Here is a 26,610-nt window from a genome sequence, read left to right on the forward strand (position 1 = left end):
TATTGCGCAGGCAGGCGCTGCTGCAGTTGAGGCAGAGGCAGAATTTTATTCCGGCAACCCTGTTGAAATCGGGAGCCGCTGCGTTTCAAAGCGGTATCCGCCCTGATGGACAGGCTAGCGAGCCGTGGTAGTGTCAATGGTAACCAGCGTTGCAGCATTTTGTGCTATGGCGCGCTTTCTACGGAGACGGCTGTGAAACTGGATCGGATCGACATCAAGATTCTGCACGAATTGCAGAAGAATGGCCGCATCACCAATGTCGAACTGGCCGAGCTGGTGCATTTGTCGCCGAGCCCGTGCCTCATGCGGGTCAAGAAGCTGCAGTCGGAAGGCTACATCGAGGGCTATTCGGCGCAGGTCAATATCGGCAAGCTCGGACAGACGCTCACCGTGTTCACCGAGATCACCTTGAAGAACCACCGCCAGGTCGACTTCGCCCGCTTTCTCGCCGTCGTCGAAAAGATTGATCAGGTCATCGAATGCCACCTCGTCTCGGGCGGCTACGACTATCTGATGAAATTCGTCACCGCCGGCATCGGCGAGTACCAGACGATCATGGAGCGGCTGACCGATATGGATATCGGCATCGACAAATATTTCAGCTTCGTCGTGTTGAAGTCTCCCATCGTCAAGGCGCACATGCCGCTGCCTAGCCTGTTCCCGATGTGAGACTCCGTTGACTCCTCAGCGGTGACCGTACTGGCTGACGAGCTCGGGGTCGCGGACGAGGCCGTCGAGCCAGGTCGGATCGAGCTTAGGCACGGAGGAGAACAGAAGCTTGGAATAGGGGTGGGTGGCCGCCTTGACCTTGTCGGGCGTGATCTGCTCCACCCGCTGGCCATTGTACATCACCATGATCTCGTCGCAGATGGCCTCGACGACGGAGAGGTCGTGGCTGATGAAGATATAGGAAAGGCCAAGCTCGCGCTGCAGCTCCTTGAGCAGTTCGATCACCGCGGCTGCCACCACCGTGTCGAGCGCCGAGGTGATTTCATCGCAGATGATGAGCTTGGGATCGGCTGCCAGCGCGCGTGCAAAGTTCACCCGCTGCTTCTGGCCGCCCGAGAGCTCCGACGGACGACGATAGCGCAGTGCCTTGGGCAGGCGCACCATGTCGAGCAGTTCATCGACGCGCTTCGAGCGCGCGTGCCTGTCGAGCCCGTGATAGAAGGCCAGGGGCCGGGCGATGATGTCCTCGACCGGCTTGGCCGGATTGAGCGCGGTATCGGCATACTGGAACACGATCTGCATCTCGCGCAGTTGGTCCTGGCTGCGTTTGCTTGCGGCGCGCTCCAGTTGCTTGCCGTCGAAGATGATATCGCCGGCCGCTGCCGGATGGATGCCGGCGATGACGCGCGCGAGCGTCGATTTTCCGCAACCGGATTCGCCGATGACGCCGAGGTTGCGGCCTTTCTCGACGACCAGGCTGACGGCATTGACAGCCCGGATAAGTGGCAGCCCATCGTCTCGCACCGCGCCATAGCCGGCCGTCACATTGTCGATGCGCAGCAACGGCTTCGCGCCGGCGTCTGCGTCCGCGTGCGCTTGCCGCCGCTTCGGCTCGAAGGCCGCGAGCAATTCGCGCGTGTAGGGGTGGCGGGCCGCAGAAAGGATTTCGGTGGTGCTGCCGGCCTCCTGCACTTCGCCGCCCTTGAGCACTACGATGTGATCGGCGATCTGGGCGACGACGGCGAGGTCGTGTGAAACATACACACCTGCTATCCCGCCAGCCCGCATCACCGACTTGAACGCCTTCAGCACGTCTATCTGCGTCGTCACATCGAGGGCCGTCGTCGGCTCGTCGAAGATGACCAGCTTGGGATCGCCGATAAGCGCCATGGCCGCCGATAGCCGCTGCAACTGGCCGCCGGAAACCTGGTGCGGATAACGGGCGCCGATCCCTTCCGGGTCCGGCAACGACAAGGCCCTGAACAGCTCAACAGCGCGCTTTCGCGCCTTCTCGGGGGGCATCAGCCTGTGGATGCGCGTGACCTCGATCACCTGCTCCATGATGGTCGCCGAGGGATTGAACGAGGCGGCGGCACTTTGTGGAACATAGGCAATGTCGGTGCCCCGCAGCTTGGCTCGCTGCTTTTCGGAAAGTGCGGCCATGTTCTTGCCGTTCACATTGATCTCGCCGCCGGTTATCCGGCAGCCGGGGCGTGTGTGCCCCATGAGCGAGAGCGCCACCGTCGTCTTGCCGGAGCCGCTCTCGCCGATCAGCGCGACGATCTCGCCGTCGGCGATGTCGAGGCTGACGCCCTTGATGATTTCGACGATCCGTCCGGAATCGGTCTTCGCCTCGATCCTCAGGTTCCTCATCTCGACGAGATTGGTCATGCGTCCCTGTCCCTGATCTTTTGCGGCAGGTTGTCGATCAGCAGGTTGACGCTGATGGTGAGGCTGGCGATCGCCAGCGAAGGTACGATGACTGCCGGCGCCGCGAACGGCAGGCCGCCGATATTCTCGCGCACCAGCGCGCCCCAGTCGGCCAGAGGCGGTTGCAGCCCGAGCCCGAGAAAGGACAGGCCGGAAAGCAGGAGCACAATGAAGACGAAGCGCAGGCCGAAATCGGCGAGCACCGGGCGGATAATGTTGGGAAGGACCTCCGAGCCGATGAGGTAGGCGGTGCTTTCGCCGCGCACGCGGGCGACGGTCATGAAGTCCATGGTGTTGATGTTGACGGCAAGCGCGCGGGCAAAACGGTAGGCGCCAGGGATATAGATCACCGCGAGCGTCAGGATCAGCACCGGGATGGACGAGCCGACCGCGGCAACGACGACGAGCCCGAACAGCTTGCTGGGGATGGAGTTCATGGCGTCAAGGAAGCGGCTGAGGCAGGTGTCGAACCACCCGCCGGTGACGGCCGCGACCATGCCGAGCACGACACCTGAAAAGCAGGCGATGAAGACGGCGGCAAGCGATATGCCCACGGTGTAGCGCGCGCCCATCAGCACCCGCGAGAGCATGTCGCGGCCGAGATAGTCCGAGCCCAGCCATAGGCCTTGGCGCATCGGGCCGAAATAGTCGTCATCGACGATGTCGCCGATCGGATGCGGGATGATGTAGGGCGCGAAGATGGCGATCAGCGTCCACGCCAGGATAACCAGCGAAGCCACGACGCCGACAAGACTGTAGCTGTGGCCGAGCAGAGATCGTCGGGGGGCTGCAGCGCGTGCCATCGTCATCTCAGCCTCGGGTTGGACATGATGGCCACGATGTCCGCGGCCGTGATGAGCAGCAGATAGCCGAGGCAGAAGATCATCGCGCAGCTCTGGATCAGCGGCAGGTCGCGCGTCGCGACGGCATCGACCATCAGCTTGGCGATGCCGGGATAGTTGAAGATTGTCTCAACGATGATGACGCCGCCAACCAGATAGGACAGCGACAACGCAACCGCGTTGACGATCGGGCCGAGCGCATTGGGAAGCGCGTGCCTCAGCACCATGCGGCCGCGCGAAGCGCCCTTGAGAAGCGCCATCTCGGCGTAGGGCGTGGAGAGCGTTTCGATCACCGCGGCCCGCGTCATGCGTACCATCTGGGCGGAGATGACGAAGGTGAGCGTGATCACCGGCATCGCATAGATGCGCACCAAGTCGGTCAGCGAATGCGCCTCGTTGACGGAAGACAACGCCGGCAGCCATTTGAGATAGACCGCGAAGAGCAGGACCGCCAGCGTCGCGACCATGAACTCCGGCACCGAGATCACGCCGATCGAAAGCACGGTAACGGCGCGGTCATAGAGCGAGCCGCGCAGCATCGCGGCGGTGATGCCGAGCGTCAGCGCCAGCGGCACGGACAAGAGCGTTGTGATGGCGGCGAGCTTCATGGTGTTGACCAGACGGCCGCCGATCAGCACTGCCACCGGCATGTTGTTGGCATAGGACGTGCCGAGGTCGCCATGCAGCAGGCCGAGAAGCCAGCGCAGGAAGCGCAGGATCGCCGGATCGTTGAGGTGCATGGCCTCGCGCAGGCCGGCGACCGCTTCCGGTGTCGCCGCCTGGCCGAGCAGCATGGACGCGGTGTCGCCAGGCAGCATGCTGGTGGCGAAAAACACGGCGAACAGCACGATCAGAAGGGTGACGACCGCGATCCCCAGCCGCTTCACCACGAGGTTCAAAACCCCAGACGTCATGGAAGCGCTCCTGCGGTTGCGTTCGGCCGAAATATTGCTCGACGCGGTGCCGGAGGCCGGCTGACCGGCCCCCGGCAGGCGCCTCTCAGGCTTCGAGCGAGAGATACTCGGCCATTGCGTAGCCCATCATGCCACCAAGCGGGTTCGCTTCCAAACCCTTCACCTTGCTGGAGAGGGCATCGACGTTCGAGATATAGGCCGGGATGATGGTTCCCGCCTCCTCGGACACCATGGTCTGCATCTGGTCGTAGATCTCCTTGCGCTTGGCCTGGTCGAGGGAGCCGCGCGCCTCGACAAGCATCTTGTCGAACTTCTCCGACTTGTACTGGCTTTCGTTCCAGGGCGCATTCGATGCGTATAGCAGCGAAAACAGGATGTCCGGGGTCGGGCGCGGATTGATATTGCCGAAATGGACCGGCGCCTTGAGCCAGTAATTGTCCCAGTACCCGTCGGAGGGGACGCGCTGGACATCGAGCTTCATGCCGATATCCGCCCCGGCCGCCTGGATGATCACGGCCATGTCGATCGAGGAGGTGGCAGCGTCGGAGGCAATCACCGGGATGGACTGGCCGAGCACGCCTGCCTTCTGGAAGTGGAACTTCGCCTTGTCCGGATCGAAAGCCTTCGGCTTGAGGTCGGCATTGTGGAAGATGTTGGCCGGCGAGACCGGCTGGTCGTTGCCGATCTCTCCAAGGCCGCGCAATGCCGATTTGACGATCTGCTCGCGGTTGACGAGATATTTCATGCCGGCCACGAAGTCGGCCTTGCTGCCGGGGTCCATATCGAGCCGAATGTTGAGGTCGGTGTAGTTGCCCGAGGTCGTCTTCGACAATTCGAAACCCTGCTGGCCGCTGATGAGCTTCATCGCGCGCGGATTGATCGAGGCGGCGAAGCCGACATCGCCCGACAGAAGCGCGTTGACGCGCGCGCTGTCGTCGCTGATGGCGATGAACTCGAAGGAATCGAGATAAGGCTTGCCCGACTTCCAGTAGTTCTTGTTCTTGGTGACCACCGAGCGCACGCCCGGCTCGAAGGTCTCCAGCACGAAAGCGCCCGTGCCGTTGCCTTTGGAAAAGTCGGTGGTGCCGTCCCTTACGATCATGAAGTGATGGAGCGCCAGGATGGTCGGGAGGTCGGCGTTCGGGTCGGCGAGCGTGATTTCGACGGTCGACTTGTCGACAGACTTGAAGCCCGTCATCTGCGCGGCGATCTTGGCGACCTTGGAGCCGACTGCCTTGTCGAGGTGACGCTTCAGCGAGAAGACGACGTCGTCGGCGGTGAGGTCCTTGCCGTCATGGAACGTGACGCCCTTGCGCAGCTTCACCGTCCAGGTCTTGGCGTCCTTGCTGTCGATGCTTTCGGCCAGCTCCATCTGCGTCTTGCCATCCTTGTCGAGGAAGGTCAGGCGGTTATAGAGCGAGCAGCAGCGGACATAGTCGGTGGAGAGCGACGCCTTGGCCGGATCGAGCGTATCGGCCGTCGAGGACGACCAGCCGGCAGCCTTGAGGTGGCCGCCTGAGACTGGCGTGGCGGCGACGGCATTGGTGGCTCGGCCGAGCACAGCGCTTCCCGCGGCAAAGGCGGCGCCGCCTGCCAGCAGCATTTTGAGGAGTTCGCGGCGGCTCGCGCCTCGCCGGATGGCGTTTTCGACCATCGCATCGTCTGCTCCGGTCCAGTTGGTGATCTTGTCGCTCATGTCATTCCCCTTTCTGTTGTTTGGCCGGGATGCGCGTCTTGCTGCGGCTTTCCGGGTCTTGAGCTCAGGTTCGTTCCTTCAGGCTTTCCCGCACGGCCGCCGCAAAGTCGGCCATTGAGGTGAAGTGGTAGTCGGGCACGGTGAAGTGCTTGGGCTCTATCGTGCCGCCATAGCCCTTCTGGGCGTGGCGGCGCTCGATCCAACAGTTGGTCATGCCGAGCGCCCGGGATATGCCGATGTCGTGATACTGGCTTTGTGCAACGTGCAGGATGTCGTCCTTGCTGTCGCCGCGGGACGCCACGAAGTCGAGGACCTTCTGGAAGAAGGCAGGGTCCGGTTTCTCGGTGCCGGTATCGTCGGCGGTGAAGGTAGCGAAGAAGGGCGATCCAAGCTGCTTCTCGAAATGGTCGAGAGCCCAGCGCCGGGCATTGGTCATGGCAATCAGCTTATGGGACTTCGCAAGCTCGGCCAGCGCCGCCCTGCTGTCGGAAAAGCCTTGCCAGCCGCTCGCCGAATCCCGGAGGCGGGCGCCGTATTTCTCCTCGGCCGGCAGGCCGAGCCGCGGCGCGACGACCATGTAGACACGCGCGAGATCGTCGGGGAAAAGGTTCGCATCGGGCATGTAGCGGGCTTGCCGGTAAAGGGCGAGCGCTTCTTCGCCGTCGACGGAAGCACCGGCCTCCGCGGCGATCTCGGCCAGGCAGGTCGTGATGCCGCCTTCGAAGTCGATCAGCGTACCGACCACGTCGAAGGTCATGTACTTGAACTCGTTAAAGCCCCTGGCCAAGACTGGCTCTCCTCTGCGCGCGGCCGAATTACTCATGCTGAACAGAACAATATTCCGTGCTGTCCGGGGCGTCGGCCTTGTTCGAAAGCCCAGAAATTCGGGCTTTCTGGCCTTGTCTTAAAAAGCAGTCTGGCACTTCCCCCGCGCTGGATTCGCCGAAAAGGCGCGAGGTAGCGGCACAAAATTGCGAAATCGTCCACCCCAGCGATATTTCGAGATGCGAAAAATGCGTCGCCTTCATGCAAGGGCTCGGCGGACATCGACATCATCCAGCGTCTGGTCCAGCGTTCGCCGCGTGCGCTCGATAATGGCATCGATGTCGCTGTCCGTGCAGCAGAGCGGAGGGGCATAGCCGAGAACACCGTGCGCGAAGGCGCGGATGATCAGGCCATTGTCCCAGGCCCTGTCGAAGACGCGCCGCGCCGGCATGGCCGAGGTTGGAAGCGCCGTTTTCTTCTTTTTGTCGACCACCAGCTCGATCGCGGCAAGCATGCCGCGACCGCGCACGTCGCCGACCAATGGATGGTCGCTCAACCCTGATAGCCCCGCCATCAGGCGGGCGCCGGCCTTGACGCCGTTCTCCAGAAGGCCTTCCTCATAGAGCTTCAACACCTCGAGCGCGACGGCGGCGCTGACCGGATGGGCGGAATAGGTGTAGCCATGGCCGACCGCAGAAGCGCCCGCGCCATCGGCGATAACGTTGTAGACGTGATCAGCCATGAACACGGCGCCCATCGGGACATAGCCCGAGGTCAGGCCCTTTGCGGTCGTCATGAAGTCGGGAACGATATCCTCCTCCGTGCAGGCAAACAGGGGGCCGGTGCGGCCGAAACCAGTGATCACCTCGTCGGCGATGAACAGGATGCCGTATTCACGGCAGAGTTCGCGCATGGCCTTGATCCAACCCTTCGGCGGGACGATGACGCCGCCCGAGCCCTGAATCGGCTCGGCATAGAAGGCGGCGACCCGCTCCGGCCCGATCTCCTCGATCTTGGCCTGCAGCGCCGCAAGCGATGCGGCGATGATCGCGCTACCATCCTCGCCTACCGGATTGCGATAGGGATAGGGCGAGGGGATCTTGTGCTGCCATTCGAACGGAATGCCGAAACCGGCATGAAAGGCGGGCAGGGCGGTCAGGCCTGCGCCGACCACCGACGATCCGTGATAACCCTGCTCAATGGAAATGAACTGGTCGCGTTGAGCCTCGCCTCTGGCATTCCAGTAATAGCGGACGAACCGGATTGTGCTGTCGACCGCGTCCGATCCCCCGAGCGTGAAATAGACGTGGTTGAGATCGCCGGGCGCGCGGTCCGCCAACTCCGAGGCGAGCCGGATGGCGGGCTCCGAGCCGAGATCGAAATAGGCGGTGGCGTAGGGCAACTCGCGCATCTGCCGGGCCGCCGCCTCGACGATGCTGTCATGACCATAGCCTGCATTCACGCACCACAGCCCGGCGAAGCCATCGACGAGTTGCTTGCCGGACGCGTCGGTCACGGTAGCGCCCTTCGCCGATTTCAGCACCCGCACGCCGAGCGCCTCGTGGCCGCGATAGGAGGAGACCGGGTGGATGAGGTGGGCGCGGTCGAGTTCGATCAGGGAATTGGCGAGCATTGTTGTCCTCCGGACTATCCGAGCGCCTGGTTGGCGAGGGCGTAAACTTTCGGCCTGACCGTTGCCGCATCCGCCCTGGCAGGACGGTCCATGGCGACTCCGCCGCCGACATGGGCGAGGCCGATTTCGGTCAGCCAGCCCGCAAGGCCGGTGCGGCTGTCGGTATCCACGCGCAGGAAGGCGCCGGGGCGCGACGCGGCGAAGAAGCTAATCAGCACTTTGGCGTCCGCGGCGCTGTCCGCAATGACGGGGCCAATCACCTCGCCGCGTCCGAATGGGCGGATTGCGGCATAGGCCTTGATAGCGCCATCGCGGCGGATGACGGCGAATTGGCCGCGCTCGGCGAGCGCGTCGATCAAAGCTTGGCGATCAGCTCCGTAGGCGTCACGGTCCATCGCCTTGATCTCAGGCTGGTCACTGGCGCTTGCTGCTTCCACTTCATCGGGTGCGCCAAGCTTGGCGACGTTGCCCTGATGCTGCAGGATCGTGCCCGAGGGCGCGAAGCCGAGCTTCCGATAGAGCGGCATCCCGTCGGTTGTCGCGACAAGTCGCAGTGGACGGTCGCCTGCAAGGGCAAAGGCCTGTTCCATGAGCCGGCGCCCGAGCCCTTTGCCCCGTGCGTTCCTGTCGACGATAACCATGTTGATCATGGCGCAATCGCCGCCGTAGGGCGTCACCAGGATGGTCCCGGTGACCCGGCCCTGGTCGTCGAGCGCGACCGCACCGCTGGAGAGCTGCAGCGCCATCTGCCAGTCTTGCGGGCGATGCGGCCAGTTCTCCTGGCGAGAAAGCGCGACTGCACCCTCGATATGATCTGGCCCAAAGTCCTGGAGTTCGATCTCGCCTTGCTGCATGAGGCACCTTTCCATCTGGCCCCAAGTCTCGGCCATCGGCGGGCTGCAGATCGTCTGAAGGTTTCGACTTCGGCAGTATCATTCGCCTTTGCGCAGGGGGTGCGCCGCATCTTGTGCTGGCGCGGGCCGCGGGCGGAAACTCGGGAAGCCGCGGACGACCCTCTCGACCGACCGCAAGATGCTACAGCGTGCCAAACCAGCGGGCGGATACGCAACTTTCTGCTTTCGCGGGGCCGATTTCGGTCAAGTGACCGGCCGCCCGCCCGCATATGATGACGAAATCCCAAAGCGGGGTGCGTTTCCACCGGAGATCGACGGACATGGCTTCCTTCAGGCCCCAATACATCACCTTCGACTGCTACGGCACGTTGACTTTTTTCCAGATGGCGGAGGCGGCACGCGATCTTTATGGCAGCCGGCTTGACGAGCCGCGCATGCAGGAGTTCATCAAGAACTTCGCGGCGTACCGGCTGGATGAGATCCTGGGCGACTGGAAGCCCTATGCCGAGGTCATCCACAATGCGCTGGAACGCGCCTGCAAACGCAATGGCGTCGGCTTCAGCCCCGATGACGCCAAAATGGTCTATGAGCGCGTGCCGACCTGGGGGCCACATGCCGACGTTCCGGCCGGCCTTGCCAAGGTCGCCAAGGAAATTCCGCTGGTCATCCTCTCCAACGCCATGAACGCGCAGATCATGTCCAACGTCGAAAAGCTCGGCGCACCGTTCCATGCCGTCTACACGGCCGAGCAGGCACAGGCTTACAAGCCTCGCTTCAAGGCCTTCGAATACATGCTCGACAGGCTTGGCTGCGGTCCGGAAGACATCCTTCACTGTTCGTCTTCGTTCCGCTACGACCTGATGTCGGCCCATGATCTCGGCATCAAGAACAAGGTTTGGGTCAACCGCGGCCACGAGCCGGCCAATCCCTATTACGGCTACGTGGAGATATCCGATATTTCCGGGCTGCCGGGTGTGGTCGGGCTCTGAAACAGGCGGGTTACCGATGAAGTTCGTCTCCTACTGGCACGACACCGCCCCGGTCTTTTCCGGCGGGGCGCAAGGCCCGGTCGAGGGGCACTATGATGCGGCGATCGTCGGCGGCGGCTTCACCGGTCTCGCCGCCGCGCGCCAGCTGGCGAAGGCCGGGGCGAAGGTGATTGTGCTGGAGGCGGAGCGCGCGGGCTGGGGCGCGTCGGGGCGCAATGGCGGTCACCTGAACAACGGTCTCGCCCACAGCTATCTTTCGGCCAAGGCGGAGCTTGGCAAGGAACGCGCGATAGCCCTCTACCGGGCGCTAGACGAGTCCGTCGACACCATCGAGGCGCTGGTCGCCGAGGAAGGCATCGATTGCAACTTCCGCCGCGCCGGCAAGCTCAAGCTCGCCTCCAAGCCGCAGCATTTCGAAGCGATCGCCCGCAACTTCGAAGCCGTCCATGCCGAAGTGGATCCGGATACGGCGCTGCTTTCAGCAGTCGACCTCAAATCCGAGATCGGCTCGCCCTTCCATGGCGCAATGCTGTCGAAAAAAAGCGCCATGATGCATATGGGCCGCTATGTGGCTGGGCTGGCGACAGCCGCGGTTCGCCATGGCGCCGTTATCCACGAGAATGCGGCGGTGACGGATCACAGGCAGTCCGGCACGCGGCATCAGCTGACCACCTCCCGCGGCCGCATCAGCGCCGACAATGTGCTGCTGGCCACGGGCGCCTACACGACATCGAATTTCGGCTATTTCCGCCGCAGGCTTATCTCCGTCGGCAGCTTCATCATCGCCACGCGGCCGCTGCTCGACGCCGAGATCGCCGTGACCATGCCGGGCAACCGGACATGCGTGACCTCGATGAACATCGGCAACTACTTCCGACTTTCGCCGGACAAGCGCCTGATCTTTGGCGGCCGCGCCCGCTTCTCGGCAACATCGGACCAGCGCTCCGATGCCAGGAGCGGACAGATATTGCGGGCAAGCCTCGCGGCGATCTTCCCGCAGCTCGCGAACGTCGAGATCGACTATTGCTGGGGCGGGCTGGTCGACATGACCAAGGACCGGTTCCCGCGGGCCGGCTACCATGACGGGGTCTGGTACGCGATGGGCTATTCCGGCCACGGCGCGCAGCTCTCCACCCATCTCGGCATGATCATGGCCGATGCCATGCTCGGCCGCGAGGACCGCAATCCGGTGAAGGGGGTCGAGTGGCCTGCCATTCCCGGCTATTCTGGCAAGCCTTGGTTCCTGCCCATGGTCGGTCTCTACTACAAGGCGCTCGACCGGATCCAGTGATCGGGCTGGGGTTTAGCCCAGCCCGCCTATGTGGAAGCTCTTCATCTCCAAATATTCCTCGATGCCGGCCCGCGCGCCCTCGCGCCCGAGGCCGGACTGCTTGACGCCGCCGAAGGGGGCTATCTCCATCGAGACCGAGCCGGTGTTGAGACCCACCATGCCGAACTCCAGCGCCTCGCCGACGCGCCAGGCGCGCTTCAGATTCTCGGTGTAGAAATAGGAAGCAAGCCCATAGGGCGTGCCGTTGGCCAGTGCGATCGCGTCCTCTTCCGTCTCGAAACGGAAAAGCGGTGCGACCGGACCGAAAGTCTCCTCGCCGGCGAGCTGCATCTCAGCCGTGGCGCCGGCCAGCACGAGTGGCGCGACATACTGAGGGCCCTCCGGCAGCACCGGCTTCTCGGTGACGATCGTCGCGCCCTTGGCGAGCGCGTCCTCGACGTGCCGATTGATCTTCTCGACCGCCGCCATGTTGATCATCGGTCCGATCGCGACGCCGGGCTGCGTGCCCGGTCCCACCGTCAACGCACTGACGCGGGCGCTGAGCTTGGCGGCGAAGTCTTCATAGACTGCGGCCTGAACGAGGATGCGGTTGGCGCAGACACAGGTCTGGCCGCCATTGCGGAATTTTGACGCGAGCGCGCCTTCGACGGCGAGGTCGAGATCGGCGTCATCGAAGACGATGAAGGGCGCGTTGCCGCCGAGCTCAAGGCTGAGCCGCTTCACGCTGTCGGCCGCGCCGCGCATCAGCAGTGAGCCGACCCTGGTCGAACCGGTGAAGGAAATCTTGCGCACGGTCTCGTTCGCCATGATTTCGTTGCCGATCTCGGCCGGCATGCCCGTGACGATGTTGATGACGCCGGCCGGAATGCCCGCCCGTTCGGCGAGCACGCCCAGCGCCAGTGCCGAATAGGGCGTGAACTCGGACGGCTTGATGACCACGGTGCAGCCGGCGGCCAACGCCGGCGCGACTTTGCGGGTGATCATTGCATTGGGAAAATTCCACGGCGTGATGATGCCGCAAACGCCGACCGGTTCTCTCAGCACGATAATGCGGCGGTCGGCCGTGGGCGCGGGGATAGTGTGGCCGTTGATGCGGCGCGCCTCCTCGGCGAACCATTTGACGAAGGAGGCGCCGTAGCGGATCTCGCCTTTGGCCTCGTCCAGCGGCTTGCCCTGTTCGGTCGTCAGGATCAATGCGAGATCGTCCAGATGCTTGAGCATCAGGCCATGCCAGGCCTCCAGCAGGGCGGCGCGTTCGGCATGGGTCTTCTTTTTCCAATCCTGATAGGCGGAAGCCGCGGCCTGTATGGCCGTGCGCGTCTCCGGACCAGCCATGTCGGGCACTGTGCCGACCGATAGCTGTGTTGCAGGATCAATCACATCGACCGTCCTGCCGGAACCTGCCGCGACCCATCTCCCGCCGATGAGGCCGGCCTCGCGGAAGAGACTTTTGTCATTCAGGTTTTTCATCAATACGACCTCGCAAATCAGGTGAGCGCCGCGACGACGGCGGCGGTGATGGCTTCCGTGCTGTCCTTGCCAGGGGCGGTGCCAATGCCTTGCGCTGTCGTCGCCTCGAGCGCCTTCATGACGCGGCCGGCCGCATCCTTCTCGCCAAGGTGATCGAGCATCATGGCGCCGGACCAGATGGTGGCGATCGGATTGGCGATGCCGAGATGGGCGATGTCGGGCGCGGAGCCGTGCACTGGCTCGAACATCGACGGCGCCGAGCGGTCGGGGTTGATGTTGGCGGAAGCCGCGTAGCCGAGTCCGCCCTGGATGGCCGCGCCGATATCCGTCAGGATGTCGCCGAAGAGATTGGAAGCGACGACCACGTCGAGACTTTCCGGCGCCATGATCATCCGCGCGGCGAGCCCGTCGACATGATAGCTGGTGACGGCGACATCAGGATATTCCGCCGCCAGCTTGCGGGTGATCTCGTCCCAGAACACCATCGAGTATTTCTGCGCATTGGACTTGGTGACGGAGGCGAGCTTGCCGTGCCGCAACCGCGCCTGCTCGAAGCCGAAGCGCAGGATGCGCTCGACGCCGGCCCGGGTGAAGATCGAGGTCTCCACAGCGACCTCGTCCAGTGTGCCCTGATGCACGCGCCCGCCGGCGCCGGAATATTCGCCTTCGGTGTTTTCGCGGATGCAGAGGATGTCGAAGCTCTCGGCCCGCAGCGGACCTCTGACGCCCGGCAGCAGCCGGTGCGGCCTGATATTGGCGTATTGCACGAAGGCTTTGCGGATCGGCAGCAGCAGGCCGTGCAGCGAGACGGAATCCGGCACCTCCGCCGGCCAGCCGACCGCGCCGAGAAGGATGGCATCGAAGCCGCGCAAAGTCTCGATGCCGTCCTTGGGCATCATGCGGCCGGTTTCCTTGAAGAAGCGGCAGGACCAGGGGAACTCCGTGCCTGCAAGGCAAAAGCCTCCCTGCATGGCTACCGTTTCCAACATCGCCCAGGCAGCGGCAATGACGTCGGGGCCGATGCCGTCACCGGGGATCAGGGCAATAGAGTAGGTTTTCATCGACATCTCTTCACAGGGTGATCAGGACGCTCTTGGTCCTGCGATTGGCGAGGTAGGCTTCGCGGCCAAGATCCTTGCCAATCCCCGAGCGCTTGTAGCCGCCGGTCGGCAGGATGTGGTCGCGCGAGCGGCTGTAGCGGTTGACCCAGACGGTGCCCGCCTCGAGCCTGCGCGCGAAACGGATCGTGCGCGACAGGTCGGCGGTGAACAGGCCGGAGGCCAGCCCGTAGGCCGGATGGCTGGACAGCGCCAGCGCCTCTTCCTCGGTCTCGAAGGTCTGGACGGTCAGGACCGGGCCGAAGATTTCCTCGACGATCGCCGGATTGTGCTGGCGGACATTGGTGATCAGCGTCGGCTGGTAGAAATAACCGCGGCTCTCCATAAAGGTGCCGCCCGTCAGGCATTCGCCGCCGGCGGCGACAGCGGCCCGCACGATGCCGTCAACACGCGCCCGCTGCCGTTCCGAGATGATCGGCGAATACTGCGTCGCCTCCTCCCAGGTCGGGCCAGGCCTCATAGCCTTGATCTTTTCCAGGATCGAGGCCGTCAGCCGGTCGGCCACGCTCTTTTCGACGATCAGGCGCGTGCCGGCCACGCAGGCCTGGCCGGCATTGAAAGTGACGCTGCCGGCGATTGCAGTCGCCGCTTTGTCGAGATCGGCATCGGCAAAGACGATCTGCGGGCTCTTGCCGCCGAGCTCCAGCGTCATCGGCTTGACACCGGTGCGGGCGACGTTCTCCATGATGGCTGAGCCGGCGCGGGTCGAACCGGTGAAGCTGACCTTGGCGATCTCGGGATGACTGGTGAGCGCCGTGCCGGTCTTCGGGCCGTCGCCGAGCACCACGTTGATCAGCCCCGACGGCAGGCCGGCCCTGACCGCAAGCTCTGCCATGTAGAGAGCCGAGAAGGGCGTCATTTCCGACGGCTTCAGCACGACTGCATTGCCCGCGGCCAGCGCCGGGCCGAGTTTCCATCCGGCCATCGAGATCGGAAAATTCCAAGGCGTGATCGCACCGACCACGCCATAGGGCTCGCTCATGATCATGCCGAGACTGGCGTCGTCTGTCGGCGCTAGCTCGCTGCCTTCCTTGTCGGCGAATTCGGCGAAGAAGCGGATCTGCTCGGCGGTGACGGCGATGTCGCCGGCGACGAGCTGGCCCACGGGCCGGGTCGAGCTCAGGGCCTCGATCCGGGCGAGCGTTTGGGCCTCCGCCTCCATCAGATCGGCCCAGGCGTGGAGCGCCTTGGTGCGCTCGCGCGGCCGGACGCCGCCCCAGTTGCTGGCTTTCAGCGCGGCCTTCGCGCTTTCCACCGCCCGGTCGACCAAATCCACACCGGCCACGGGGCAGGCGGCATAGGATTTGCCATCGGACGGACGGCGCATCTCCATCGCTCCCTCGGCCGAAACCAGCTCTCCATCGATGAAGTGGCCGACGGGCAGAGGAATTGTATCGGGATTGAAGCTCAGGCTCATGGGAAACCCACTTGGCAGGATTGGCCTGAGCCTAGCCCGTGCCGGCACGCAGCATGCGCTGTTCGGTGATCCGCCGCCGACGAATGTTGCGTGCCGGGGACAAGAGACGGCAAAATCTTCCGCGGAGATCGTGGCCTGTACAGACGCTCGCTAGCCCACCGTGACGTAGATCTTGCGCACGGTCTCGATGGTCTTCCAAACACCGGTGAAGCCCGGCTTCATGACGAAGCTGTCGCCGGCCCGGTAGGTCACCTTTTCGCCGGCGTCGGGCGTGATTTCGACCACGCCGGCGAGGATATGGCAGAACTCGAAAGTCTCTCCCTTGATCGAGCGCGTTTCGCCGGGCGTAGCCTCCCAGACGCCGGTATGGACAAGGTCGTCCTTGGCGACGTCCTGAGCCCAGGTCTTGAAGGCGGGGTCGCCGGCAATCAGCCGCTCTGGCAACGCGTTCGATTCGCGGGGCGAAAAGCTTGGGTTGATATCGATGGATTTGAGCAGGGACAAAGGATGGCCTTTCCAGTTGAATTTCAATAACCGCGCGACCGGTCGACGAGCCCGATGGGATCGAGACCGGCGCGGTGGCGCCTGATGTTGTCGATTACGGCGCGCGCGGCGCTCGCGGGTTGGGTGACGCTGGCTATGTGCGGAGTCAGGATGATCTTCGGATGCGACCAGAACGGATGTCCCGCGGGCAGCGGTTCGGGATTGGTCACGTCGATCATCGCCGACGACAGATGGCCGCTATCGAGCGCGGCGACAAGCGCTTCTTGGTCGAGCTGCGGGCCTCGACCCGTATGAACGAGAGACGCCCCTTCAGGCAGTTTCGCAAACAGGCCGGCATTCAAAAGTTCACGCGTCTCCTCGGTCAATGGCAGCAGGCAGACCAGGATGTCGCTGGTTGCCAGCATTTGCTCTAATCCGAGCTCGCCATGATGACAGGCCACGCCCTCGATGTGCCGTGGCGAGCGGCTCCAGCCGGCGAGCGGGAAGCCGAAGGGTTTCAGCCGGTCGAGGACAGCTTGGCCGAGTTGGCCCAGGCCGAGCACGCCGATCCGGCGCAATGCTGCCTGGAGTTGCGGGATGTCGCGCCACTGTCCGGCGCGCTGCTGTGACAGATAGGTCGGCAGGTTGCGGTGGAGAGCGAGCACGGCGAGCGTCACATATTCCTGCATCATGCGCACGATGCCTTCCTCGATCATGCGCACGATCTTCACTCTCGCAGGCACTGCATCGAAGCGGAACTGGTCGACGCCGGCGCCGATGGAAAACAGGATTTCTAGATTCCTGTAGCGGGAGAGGTCCTGCGGAACGGTCCAGGTGATCAGATAGCGCACGGCGTCGGGATCGACCGTCGCCGGGTCCATCGCGAAGGGCAGGTCGGGCAATTCGCTAGCAAAGACCTCGGCAAAGACCGCACCGCGCTGCGCATCGGAGTTGAACAGGAAGGTCATTCCGGCTGCTCCTTCAGCCCACGCAACGCGCGCCCAGCGCGTCGATCATCTGCCGGCAGGCGGTAAGTTCGCTGGCGAAGATGTATTCATCCGGCTTGTGGGCGCGGCCGATGTCGCCGGGGCCGCAGATGATCGCGTCCAGCCCCGCGGCCTGGTACAGCCCGGCCTCGGTGCCGTAGCTGACGGCGGCGAGCGGCGTCTGGCCGGTCAGCTCTTGCAACAGCGCCGCCAGCGGCGCGTCCTGCGGCAGCGACAGCGCCGGATAGGCGCTGACCGGCGTCCACTCGACACGATAGCCTTTGGCGGCAATGGCCCCGGTCCTCGCCTTGACGGGCGCGAGCAGGCTGGCCGGATCAATGCCGGGTACGGCGCGCGCCTCCAGATCCAGCGTGCAGGTATCGGGGATGATGTTGACCGACTGGCCGCCGGCGATCACGCCGGCCTGCAGCGAGGAATAGGGCGGCTCAAAGGCCGCATCGAACGGGCCGTGCATCAGCCCTCCGGCTTCGCTCACGGCCGTGCTCAGGACATCGGCCATCGCATGGATGGCGTTGAGCCCCAGATCTGGTCGCGAGGAATGACCAGAGCGCCCTCTTATGGTCACGCGGGCGGCCGCCTTGCCCTTGTGGCCGCGCACAGCGCGCATGCCGCTCGGCTCGCCGACGATGACGCCGAGCGGCTTGGCGCAAAGTTCGGGAAGGCGGGCGATCAGATGCGGCACGCCGCGACACCCGACCTCCTCGTCATAGGAGAAGGCGAGGTGGATCGGCCGGGCGAGGCGCAGTCCCGCGAGCATGGGCGCGGCCGCAAGCGCGGCGGCGAGAAACCCCTTCATGTCCGTTGTGCCGCGTCCATACAGCCGTTCGCCCTCCCGACGCAGGGCGAAAGGCGGCGAGCTCCATTGCGGCTCGCCGGCGGGGACGACGTCCATGTGGCCGGAAAGGACATGGCCAGGAACATCGGCGGGGCCGATTGTCGCGAAAAGATTGGAACGGTCGCCTTCCGGCCCGGGAAGCAGGGTGACCTCAGCGCCATGTTCGTGGAGATAGGCCGCGATCCAGCCCGCAATGTCGCCGTTCGACTTGCCGGCGACCGACGGAAAGGCGACAAGACGGTCGAGGATGTCAAAGACGTCCATTCCAGACCCTCAAGGCATTTTTTTGGGTTTACGGGCTCGGTCCCGCTGGCCATAACTGCAGAATTGCCGCAGAGCATGGGCGCGTTCTTTCGCGATTGCGTGCCGAAAGCGGAAGTGTTTCAGTCGAATCTTGCGTTGGCGCGCGGCATTCGAGCAAATCGTATCGGTCTGGTTGTTTAGCGTTGGCAGGGCAAGGGGCGTTTGCGTCACCCGCTGCGCAATCTTTCAGAGGCAAGGAATTGAAGCCGTCCGAAAGCTTGAAAATCGATGCCTTCTCGATGCGGATCGCCGACATCGAAGCCGTCGAGCTGGACCGCTTGCATGCGCTCTCCCTGTCGGTGGGGTGGCCGCATCGGGCCGAGGACTGGCAATTCCTGCGCGAAACGGGACAAGGCTTCGTGGCGCTCGACGAGATCGGCCGCGTTCTGGGTTCCGCCATGTGGTTCGCTCACGGCGCCGGTTTGGCGACGGTCGGCATGGTCATCACCTCGCCACGACTTCAGACGCTGGGAGCGGCGCAATGGCTGATGAAGCGGGTCTTCGACAAGATCCCTGGGCGCGACCTGCGCCTCAACGCGACCCGCGCCGCGCGGCGGCTATATCTTTCGCTGGACTTCCAGCCTGAGAAGACCGTGTTTCAATGCCAGGGCGTCGTCCGCCTGCCGGTGATGGGCGACCCGACTGAGGCGCGTCGCGACATCCGGACGCTGGACGCAAGCGATGTTCCCGCGGCGATCGCTCTCGACGCGTCGGCGTTCGGCGTGAGCCGGACGGCGCTGATTGAAAAGCTCTTCGAGCATTCGCTCGGTTACGGGCTTTTCGACGGAAACAAGCTGACCGCTTTCGCGCTTTGCCGGCCGTTCGGGCGGGGCCATGTCGTGGGGCCGGTCGTGGCCGAAAGCGACGCCGACGCTGTGGCGATCGTCCGGCCGCACGTGGCCGACCATTCGGGGACTTTCCTTCGGGTCGACACCCACATGGACAGTGGTGAGTTCGCCGCCTTTCTGTCGCACGCTGGAATGCCAGTTTTCGATACGGTGCTCACTATGTCGATGGGCAAACGCATCAGCGATTTTGCTGCAGGTGGCCCGGTTATGCCGAAGACCTATGCTCTGGCGAGCCAAACTCTCGGGTAGGTTGATGTTCGACTTGGAAGGTTTTAGCCTTTGCAATCTGAACGTCCAAACATGGACAACGCCATAACCCGCCAGCCCGCTTGCGGCCCCTTTCGGCCATTGACCAGGAGAATTCTTGGCTCTCCGCTAATCGATATCCCTAGCCAGCATTAATCTCGTTCATCGTCATAAGGTTCGCCAGACCATACGAGAGAATATGAAGGAAATGGGGTGGCGAACCAGCCGCTAACGTATTGATTTCCTGTAGGAAACGACGGCCTCGGCGACTAACAAAATCGTTATTCGCCAAGGGGCTAGGAAGCAGTTCGCCAAAGTTGATTCAAGAAGCTGATCTGCCACTCGCCGACCGCATTTATCTTCTACGGAACGGCAGCTTTGCGCCTGTTCTGACGTACACGGGCATCTCAGCCCTGCCCAAAAGCAGGCCGAACGATTGACGCACCTGGAAAACGTCGGGCTTTTGCGAATGCCGCGGTTGAGTGTTGGCATTTACTTATTGTCACGGCGCTTAGGGAAAGGCATGCCGGGACTATGGGCGGCTGCGCCGCCATCGACCGGGATGATGGCGCCGGAAATGTAAGACGCTTCCGGCGAGACCAGGAACACGATTAGGTTCGCCACTTGCTCCGGGCGGGCCATGCGTTGCTGCGGTAATTGCAGTTGCTGGTTGGTCGATAAGGCCGCCTCCATGACGCCGGACATCATTTCCGCGGCGGTCGGCCCCGGGCAGATGCAGTTTGCCCGGATGCCGAAACGCCATAGTCGACCGACCACAAGCGCGTGAGCGCCACCAGCGCGGCCTTGGAGGCCGTGTAGGCATCGGCGAGTGGCATCAAGAGCACGATCGCGCCGCCATCGCGCATTGTCGGGCGGAAGGCGCGCACGCTAAGCATCACGCTGGTCAGGTTGACGGCGATGGTTTTGTTCCAGGCCTCCAGCGTCAGCAGCGGATATCTTGTTGAACAGATGACCGGCAAAAAATACATTGCTGCTCGAAAAGCCTGCGTCGGCGTCTCAAGGGGATCAATCGGCATCTCAAGACCCGCGACGCTTGGAAAGTCGCTGATCCATCTCAAAAGCTTCCAGTCATGATGTCGGCCTGTCGGCCAGGCTCCTTCGCTGCTTCGCTTTACAAGTGAGCCAAGATCGCCGCTGCTTCGGTTTCGGCGAAGCAAAGGACAGAAAAAGACTTCTTTTGGCGATCCGGCCCGGATGCTCTTTTGCAGGTCTAGAACACATAAGGCGCGCCCGGGAGGCGACGCATAACAAGAGAGCGGCCGCAAAACGCCGCCTGGCATAGGCCGCTTGAAAGGGGCCGATGCCGGCAACAGCCATGGGGAACCACGACAATGAAGACATTCCGCAATTGCCTGATGACGGCGGTCAGCGCAGGCCTGCTCAGCCTGGGGCTTGCCGCTCCCGCCAATGCCGGCGCCATTCGCCTCGGCATGACCACCTGGGTGGGTTATGGGCCACTGTTTCTCGCCCGCGACCTCGGCTATTTCAAGGAGGCCGGCGTCGATGTCGACCTGAAGGTCATCGAAGAATCGGCGCTTTACATGGCGGCGGTTGCCGGCGGCGATCTCGACGGCGCTGCCTCCACCGTCGACGAGCTCATGAAATACCGCTCCGACGAGCTCTGCTTCAAATATGTCGTGGCGCTCGACGACAGCCATGGCGGCGACGGCGTCGTCACGCAGGCCGACGTCAAGTCGCTCAAGGATCTGAAGGGCCAGCCCGTCGCCCTGAACGAGGGCTCCGTTTCCGAATTCTGGTTCAATGTGCTCCTGAAAAAGGAAGGCATGACCGAGGACGATGTCAGCGTCACCAACATGACCGCCGATGACGCCGCGACGGCCTTCATCGCCGGACAGGTTGCCGCCGCGGTGACCTGGGAGCCGCACCTCACCGAAGTCCGCAAGGGCGGCAAGGGCAAGGTGCTGATCGACTCCACGACCACGCCCGGCCTGATCGTCGATGTGATCGCGCTCAAATGCGACCTGATCGAGAAGCACCCCGAGGACGTGAAGGCCCTCGTCAAGGGCTATTACAAGGCGGTCGAATACATCAAGACCAACCCGGACAAGGCCTATGAGATCATGGCCAAGGGCATTGGCGGCTATCTCGAGAAGCCTGAGGATTTCGCGGCCGGCGCCAAGGGCGTGCGCTACTACGACCGCGCCCGCAACCTGGAATTCTTCGGCACGCCGCAGAAGAGCGAAGCGGCCGACCTGGTGAACTTCGCGCAGGACGTCTGGGGCAAGGCCGGCAAGCTCAAGATGACGATCGACTCGAAAACCATCCTCGACACCGATTTCATCAAGGAACAGTGAGCCATCGGAATGGCGGGGCCCGCCCGGCCGGGCCGGTCCCATCTTCCAAAAGCCGGATCTGGTCGGCCTCTCCGGGGCCGGCCTCCCTTTTCCCGAAAGCTTCAGCTTCGCGCTCAAATCACGGAGGCCATCTTATGGCACAAAGGCGGACGGCGTGGACGCGCCTGACGACTCCATTCGCCAATATCCCCGCCAGCACGGCAACCACGCTCGCTTTGGCGATGTGGGTCGTCGTGATCGGCGGCTGGGCCTTGCTGTCCTATGGCCGCGTCGTGCCGAACATGTTCCTGCCGACGCCCGGAACCGTGCTCGAGACGGCCTACCGCATGTCGCTCGACGGCAGCCTCTTCTACCACACGCTGACCAGCGCCAAAGTGGTCATCCTGGGCTTCATCGTGTCGTCACTGATCGCGGTGCCGCTGGGACTGTGGATGGGCACCTACCGGGCGGTGCAGGCGCCGCTGGAGCCGCTGGTCAACTTCATCCGCTACCTGCCGGTGACCTCCTTCGTGCCGCTGTTCATCCTTTGGATCGGCATCGGCATCGAACAGCGCATAGCGGTCATCTTCTTCGGCACGTTCTTCCAGCAGCTGGTGATGATCTCCGACTGCGCCCGCAGCGTCTCCAGGGACCTGGTCAACGCCTCCTACACTTTGGGCACCAAGCGCTCAGAAGCGGTGTGGCACGTCATTTTCCCCGCAGCGCTTCCGGCGATCCTCGACACGCTTCGCGTCACCATGGGTTGGGCCTGGACCTATCTGGTCGTTGCCGAGCTCGTCGCCGCGTCGAGCGGCCTCGGCTATATCAGCCTCAAGGCAATGCGCGGCTTCCAGGTGGATGTGATCTTCATGGCGATCGCCGCAATCGGGCTTCTGGGCCTGATCACCGACACGGCATTCCGCATTCTCCGGGCAAGGGTCGCGCCATGGGCACCCTGATCTTGAACGCATCCTCGCAAAACGCAGCCGGATCAAGGGTAGTGATGACCGAAACCGTCAAGGCGAACAATTTGGCCGGCACGGCCCATGCGGCCGGCGATCCGCGTTCGGCCGGCACCACGATGGCCATCGAGGACGTGACATTGCGCTATGGCGATGCCAATGGCGTGCTGGCGCTGGACGATGTGTCGCTGAAGGTGGCCAAGAACGAATTCTGCGTCATCGTCGGTCCTTCGGGATGCGGCAAATCCAGCCTGCTCTACCTCGCCGCCGGCCTCAATGACGCGACCTCGGGCAGCATCAAGGTCGACGGCCGGGAAGTGATCGAACCCGGCGCCGACAGAGGCATGGTCTTCCAGAGCTACACCTTGTTCCCGTGGCTCACGGTGCGCGCCAACATCGAATACGGGCCGAAGCGCAAGGGGCTGCCTGCGGAGCAGCGCAAGCAGATCGTCGACCAGTATCTCAACGAGGTCGGCCTCGCGTCCTTTGCGGACCACTACCCCGCCCAGTTGTCGGGCGGCATGAAGCAGCGCGTGGCGATCGCGCGCGCCCTGGCCAATGACCCGGCTGTCCTGTTGATGGACGAGCCGTTCGGCGCGCTCGACAGCCAGACGCGCGGCACCATGCAGAAGCTGCTTCTGCGCGTCTGGGAGCGGCAGCAGAAGACGGTGCTCTTCGTCACTCATGATATCGACGAGGCGCTGGTGCTCGGCGACCGCGTTCTGGTGATGACGGCAAGGCCCGGCAAGATCAAGGCCGAGATCAAAGTCGACATCCCACGGCCGCGTTCGATGGACGTCATCCTCGAACCCGACTTCATCGCGCTCAAGCGCCGTATCCTTGGCCTTCTGCACGACGAGATCGACGAGGATCACTGAGCGCAATTTCCAAGAGCAAAAGTCGAGGCAGTCCAGCAGTGCTGAACGCCGATCTGCCCCGATGTTGAAGGGTGAGACGGCCTCTACCTTTCGCCGTTGCGCGCCGGGCCGAGGATCATCTCCGAAGCCTTTTGCCCGATCATCATGCTTGGCGCGTTGGTGTTGCCGCCGATCAGCTTCGGCATGACGGAGGCATCGGCGACCCGGAGTCCGTCCACGCCTCGCACCTTGAGTGTCGCCGGATCGACGACGGCCATGTCGTCCGTTCCCATCTTGCAGGTTCCGACCGGGTGATAGACGGTCAGCGCCTCGGCGCGCAGATAGGCCAGGATCTCGTCGTCGGTTCGGACATCCTTGCCCGGCAGCATCTCCTGGCCGCGCACCGCGTCGAACTCGGACGAGGCAAAAATCCGGCGCGCGATCTTGATGCCCTCCACCAGCACCATGGCGTCGTCTTCATGCGTGAAAAAGCGGTGGTCGATCAGGACGTCGCGGCGAGAATTGTCGCGCGACAACCTGATCTCGCCCACGCTTTTCGGTCTGAGCACGCAAGTGTGAATGGCGTAGCCGTGGCCGTATTCGATCAGCCTGCCGCGATGGCTGCGATAGCCCGGCACGAAATGGAACTGAATGTCGGGCAGGCCGTTCGCGTGCTTGGTCTTCGCAAAGCCACCGGCTTCGACGTAGTTGGTGGTGAGCATGCCCTTGCGGCGGGCGAAATACTGGAAGGGCGCCGCTGCCATGCGCGGCAGGTTGGCGAGTGAGAGGCCGAGCGTCCTGGTGCTTCTAGACCGCACGGTGATCATGCCATCGACATGGTCCTGCAGGTTCTTGCCGACGCCCGGCAGGTCGAGGATCGGCGCGATGCCGATCTGCTTGAGCTCGGCTGCCGACCCGATGCCGGATGCCATCAGGATCTTGGGCGAGTTGATGGCGCCGGCCGACAGCACGATCTCGCGGTTGGCCGAGAGCTGCTTCTGCTGGCCCTCGTGCCGCACGCGCATTCCCGTGGCGCGACCCCCGGCGATGACGAGGTCGATCACCTCGCATTGGCTGAGCAGCGTCAGGTTCTTGCGATCGAGGACGGGACGCATGAAGGCGCTGAAGCTGCTGAAGCGCTGTCCACGATCCTGCGTGACGTTGTAGATCCCGAGGCCGAACTGGCTTGCGGCATTGAAGTCGGTGTTGGCAGGCAGACCGGCGCTTGCGCCTGCTTTTACGAACATGGCGGAAAGCTCGTTCGGATCACGGGGATTGTCGACCAAAAGCTCGCCGTCGCTGCCGTGATAGCGCGGGTCCTGGGCAAGCAGGTTGCGCTCCAATTTCTTGAATACCGGCAGCACATCGTCATAAGCCCAGCCGGCGCAGCCGAGTTCGGCCCACTCGTCATAGTCCTGGGCGGCGCCGCGAATATAGACCATCGAATTGATCGAGCTCGATCCGCCCAGCGCCTTGCCGCGATTGACCGGAATGCTGCGGTTGTTGAGGTGGGGCTGCGGCACGCCGACGAAACAATAGTCGTAGTTCGGGTTGCCGTAGAGCGAGAGGATGCCCGCCGGCACCTTGACGCGCAGACTGTTGTCGCTGCCGCCGGCCTCGATCAGGCACACTGTGGCCGACGGATCGGCGCTCAGCCGATTGGCGACCACGCAACCGGCCGAGCCGGCGCCGACGACGATGTAGTCAAAGCTTTCGGTTTTCATGCCCAGCCCCTCGAGAATGCCGGCGCTCGAGGCATGGCAGAACCGGCCGCCGCGAAGGCGTATCCTTGTTCCGGAACCAGTTCCGCGCGGACGCATGTCCGGCTTCGCCCGCCACCTCATGCAGCGCTGTCGATCCGACCGCCGGGACTCTAGGTGCGTCTATCGGTGCGAGAAATTCGGAAATGGTTACGCGTGACTTCGGAGATTCGTTATGGGCGCCCGCCGGCACGTGCTGCTACTTGTGAGCGCCAGCAGAGGAGCGGTGGGATGGCGCAGCCTGGCTGCATCCACCAACTGCCGGAGATCGTTTTCATCCCACGCGGCGGAAGCTGTCGGATGGTCAGAAGAGGACCGAGCATGTCGGTTGAGAAGGTAGACACGCTCGTCGTCGGCGGCGGCCAGGCCGGGGTGGCGATGAGCGAGCATCTGAGCAAATGCGGGGTGCCTCATCTTGTGCTTGAGCGCGGCCGGATCGCCGAGCGCTGGCGCTCGCAGCGATGGGACTCCCTGGTCGCCAATGGCCCGGCCTGGCATGACCGGTTTCCGGGCATGGAGTTTCCCGTGACGGGTCCCGACGGCTTTCCTTCCAAGGAGGAGGTCGCCGACTATTTCGTCGCCTACGCAAAGCAGATCAATGCGCCGATCCGCTGCGGCGTGGAGGTAAAACTAGTGCAGAGGAATGTCGGCCGTCCAGGATTTCGCGTCGAGACCTCGCATGGCGTGATCGAAGCCAACAGCGTCGTGGCCGCGACCGGGCCTTTCCAGGTCCCTGTCATCCCGCCTCTCGTTCCTGGCGATGCCGGCATCCTGCAAATCCACTCCAGCGCCTACCGCAACCCGGCGCAATTGCCGAAGGGCGCGGTGCTGGTGGTCGGGGCGGGATCCTCGGGCGTGCAGATTGCCGATGAGCTGCAGCGCTCAGGCAGGCGCGTCTATCTCTCGGTCGGCCCGCACGATCGGCCGCCGCGCGCCTATCGCGGGCGCGACTTCTGCTGGTGGCTGGGCGTGCTCGGCAAGTGGGATCTCGAAACCCCGGGACCTGGCACGGAGCATGTCACGATCGCGGTGAGCGGCGCGCGCGGCGGCGAAACGATCGATTTCCGCCGTCTGGCGGCCCAGGGGCTTACGCTTGTCGGCATGACAAAGACGTACCAGGACGGCGTGATGAGTTTCGCGCCGGATCTTGCGAAGAACATTGCCCGGGGCGATGCCAGCCTGATGTCGCTGCTGGACGAGGCCGACGCCTATGTCGAGCGCAATGGTCTCGACCTTCCGGAAGAACCTGATCTTCGCAAAATCGATCCCGACCCGGAATGCGTGACCAATCCGATCCTCAAGCTCGATCTTGCCGAAGCCGAGGTAGCGACGATCATTTGGGCGACGGGCTTCGCCGTCGATTACAGCTGGCTGAAGGTCGATGCTTTCGACGAGAGGGGCCGACCAAGGCATCAGCGCGGCGTCTCGACAGAGCCCGGAATCTATTTCCTGGGTCTGCCCTGGCAGTCGCGCAGAGGCTCGAGCTTCATCTGGGGCGTCTGGCACGATGCCAAGCACGTGGCCGACCGTATTTCGACGCAGCGCAAATATCTGGCCTACCACGCCGCCACGACGCGCGAGACCGTGGACGCCTGACCAACGCTGCGAGCCGATCCCTCATGGAGA

At 63.5% G+C, this 26,610-nt stretch carries 22 protein-coding genes and 1 pseudogene; 8 read left to right on the forward strand and 15 right to left on the reverse strand.

Translation table 11 applies throughout. The features are described 5' to 3' along the window. Window positions 1-192 precede the first annotated feature (192 nt). Window positions 193-669: an Lrp/AsnC family transcriptional regulator gene (locus LB523_RS00185; protein ID WP_127220635.1), complete on the forward strand. Its 477-nt coding sequence runs from the start codon at window positions 193-195 to the stop codon at window positions 667-669. Between the two features lie 15 nt (window positions 670-684). Here LB523_RS00185 and LB523_RS00190 read toward each other — a convergent pair whose 3' ends face one another. The 7 genes from LB523_RS00190 to LB523_RS00220 all read right to left on the reverse strand — a co-directional run bounded on the left by LB523_RS00190 (window position 685) and on the right by LB523_RS00220 (window position 9,083). Next, window positions 685-2,340 (reverse strand): ABC transporter ATP-binding protein, encoded by a 1,656-nt coding sequence (locus LB523_RS00190; RefSeq protein WP_224600489.1) that lies wholly within the window; start codon window positions 2,338-2,340, stop codon window positions 685-687. Then, a complete protein-coding gene (locus LB523_RS00195) occupies window positions 2,337-3,188 on the reverse strand; it encodes an ABC transporter permease (protein ID WP_224600490.1) in 852 nt (283 codons plus the stop codon). Before LB523_RS00195 ends, LB523_RS00190 begins: the two co-directional genes overlap by 4 nt. Then, the gene (locus tag LB523_RS00200; protein WP_224543068.1) at window positions 3,185-4,135 is read right to left on the reverse strand and encodes an ABC transporter permease; all 951 of its coding nucleotides are present in this window, start codon (window positions 4,133-4,135) and stop codon (window positions 3,185-3,187) included. Before LB523_RS00200 ends, LB523_RS00195 begins: the two co-directional genes overlap by 4 nt. Window positions 4,136-4,220: 85 nt before the next feature. Further along, the gene (locus LB523_RS00205; protein ID WP_224600491.1) at window positions 4,221-5,831 is read right to left on the reverse strand and encodes an ABC transporter substrate-binding protein; all 1,611 of its coding nucleotides are present in this window, start codon (window positions 5,829-5,831) and stop codon (window positions 4,221-4,223) included. Between the two features lie 64 nt (window positions 5,832-5,895). Further along, complete coding sequence (locus tag LB523_RS00210) at window positions 5,896-6,588, reverse strand: HAD-IA family hydrolase (RefSeq protein WP_411966431.1); 693 nt, start codon at window positions 6,586-6,588, stop codon at window positions 5,896-5,898. 267 nt (window positions 6,589-6,855) lie between these two features. Continuing rightward, the gene (locus LB523_RS00215; protein ID WP_224600492.1) at window positions 6,856-8,229 is read right to left on the reverse strand and encodes an aspartate aminotransferase family protein; all 1,374 of its coding nucleotides are present in this window, start codon (window positions 8,227-8,229) and stop codon (window positions 6,856-6,858) included. Window positions 8,230-8,243: 14 nt separating this feature from the next. After that, entirely contained in the window at window positions 8,244-9,083 is an 840-nt protein-coding gene (locus LB523_RS00220) for a GNAT family N-acetyltransferase (protein ID WP_224600493.1), read from the reverse strand. Window positions 9,084-9,403: 320 nt separating this feature from the next. Between LB523_RS00220 and LB523_RS00225 the strand changes: the two genes are divergently transcribed. Next, window positions 9,404-10,072 (forward strand): haloacid dehalogenase type II, encoded by a 669-nt coding sequence (locus LB523_RS00225; RefSeq protein WP_224600494.1) that lies wholly within the window; start codon window positions 9,404-9,406, stop codon window positions 10,070-10,072. Between the two features lie 16 nt (window positions 10,073-10,088). Next, window positions 10,089-11,363: an NAD(P)/FAD-dependent oxidoreductase gene (locus tag LB523_RS00230; protein ID WP_224600495.1), complete on the forward strand. Its 1,275-nt coding sequence runs from the start codon at window positions 10,089-10,091 to the stop codon at window positions 11,361-11,363. Between the two features lie 12 nt (window positions 11,364-11,375). Here LB523_RS00230 and LB523_RS00235 read toward each other — a convergent pair whose 3' ends face one another. From LB523_RS00235 to argE, 6 genes are all read right to left on the reverse strand, one after another. After that, the gene (locus LB523_RS00235) at window positions 11,376-12,833 is read right to left on the reverse strand and encodes an NAD-dependent succinate-semialdehyde dehydrogenase (protein WP_224600496.1); all 1,458 of its coding nucleotides are present in this window, start codon (window positions 12,831-12,833) and stop codon (window positions 11,376-11,378) included. Window positions 12,834-12,850: 17 nt separating this feature from the next. Further along, complete coding sequence (locus tag LB523_RS00240) at window positions 12,851-13,894, reverse strand: tartrate dehydrogenase (protein WP_224600497.1); 1,044 nt, start codon at window positions 13,892-13,894, stop codon at window positions 12,851-12,853. A gap of 10 nt (window positions 13,895-13,904) precedes the next feature. After that, the gene (locus LB523_RS00245; RefSeq protein WP_224600498.1) at window positions 13,905-15,368 is read right to left on the reverse strand and encodes an aldehyde dehydrogenase family protein; all 1,464 of its coding nucleotides are present in this window, start codon (window positions 15,366-15,368) and stop codon (window positions 13,905-13,907) included. A 150-nt stretch (window positions 15,369-15,518) separates the two neighbouring features. Next, entirely contained in the window at window positions 15,519-15,872 is a 354-nt protein-coding gene (locus LB523_RS00250; protein ID WP_224523324.1) for a cupin domain-containing protein, read from the reverse strand. A gap of 23 nt (window positions 15,873-15,895) precedes the next feature. Next, window positions 15,896-16,819, reverse strand: a complete 924-nt coding sequence (locus tag LB523_RS00255) for a 2-hydroxyacid dehydrogenase (protein ID WP_224600499.1) — start codon at window positions 16,817-16,819, stop codon at window positions 15,896-15,898. Between the two features lie 13 nt (window positions 16,820-16,832). Next, window positions 16,833-17,957, reverse strand: coding sequence for an acetylornithine deacetylase (gene argE / locus LB523_RS00260; RefSeq protein ID WP_224600500.1), 1,125 nt, complete (start codon window positions 17,955-17,957; stop codon window positions 16,833-16,835). Window positions 17,958-18,235: 278 nt separating this feature from the next. On the opposite strand from argE, the gene LB523_RS00265 reads away from it, so the two are divergent. Next, the gene (locus LB523_RS00265) at window positions 18,236-19,093 is read left to right on the forward strand and encodes a GNAT family N-acetyltransferase (protein WP_224523359.1); all 858 of its coding nucleotides are present in this window, start codon (window positions 18,236-18,238) and stop codon (window positions 19,091-19,093) included. A gap of 489 nt (window positions 19,094-19,582) precedes the next feature. On the opposite strand, the pseudogene LB523_RS29220 reads toward LB523_RS00265, so the two are convergent. Next, window positions 19,583-20,391 (reverse strand): annotated as a pseudogene (locus LB523_RS29220) (SDR family oxidoreductase). A gap of 51 nt (window positions 20,392-20,442) precedes the next feature. Here LB523_RS29220 and LB523_RS00275 point away from each other — a divergent pair. The 3 genes from LB523_RS00275 to LB523_RS00285 all read left to right on the forward strand — a co-directional run bounded on the left by LB523_RS00275 (window position 20,443) and on the right by LB523_RS00285 (window position 23,245). Continuing rightward, a complete protein-coding gene (locus tag LB523_RS00275; RefSeq protein ID WP_224600501.1) occupies window positions 20,443-21,426 on the forward strand; it encodes an ABC transporter substrate-binding protein in 984 nt (327 codons plus the stop codon). Between the two features lie 134 nt (window positions 21,427-21,560). Continuing rightward, window positions 21,561-22,364, forward strand: coding sequence for an ABC transporter permease (locus tag LB523_RS00280; protein WP_140839372.1), 804 nt, complete (start codon window positions 21,561-21,563; stop codon window positions 22,362-22,364). 122 nt (window positions 22,365-22,486) lie between these two features. After that, window positions 22,487-23,245, forward strand: coding sequence for an ABC transporter ATP-binding protein (locus LB523_RS00285; protein ID WP_210239545.1), 759 nt, complete (start codon window positions 22,487-22,489; stop codon window positions 23,243-23,245). An 83-nt stretch (window positions 23,246-23,328) separates the two neighbouring features. Here LB523_RS00285 and LB523_RS00290 read toward each other — a convergent pair whose 3' ends face one another. Next, on the reverse strand, window positions 23,329-24,948 hold the full coding sequence (locus LB523_RS00290) for a GMC family oxidoreductase (protein ID WP_224600502.1): 1,620 nt from the start codon (window positions 24,946-24,948) through the stop codon (window positions 23,329-23,331). A 357-nt stretch (window positions 24,949-25,305) separates the two neighbouring features. Here LB523_RS00290 and LB523_RS00295 point away from each other — a divergent pair, with 357 nt between their 5' ends. Further along, window positions 25,306-26,580 carry a flavin-containing monooxygenase gene (locus LB523_RS00295; RefSeq protein WP_224600503.1) on the forward strand — a complete coding sequence of 425 codons (1,275 nt, stop codon included), beginning with the start codon at window positions 25,306-25,308 and terminating at the stop codon, window positions 26,578-26,580. The last annotated feature ends 30 nt before the right edge of the window (window positions 26,581-26,610 follow it).

This window comes from Mesorhizobium sp. ESP-6-4 (assembly GCF_020164735.1).
Classification (GTDB): domain Bacteria; phylum Pseudomonadota; class Alphaproteobacteria; order Rhizobiales; family Rhizobiaceae; genus Mesorhizobium.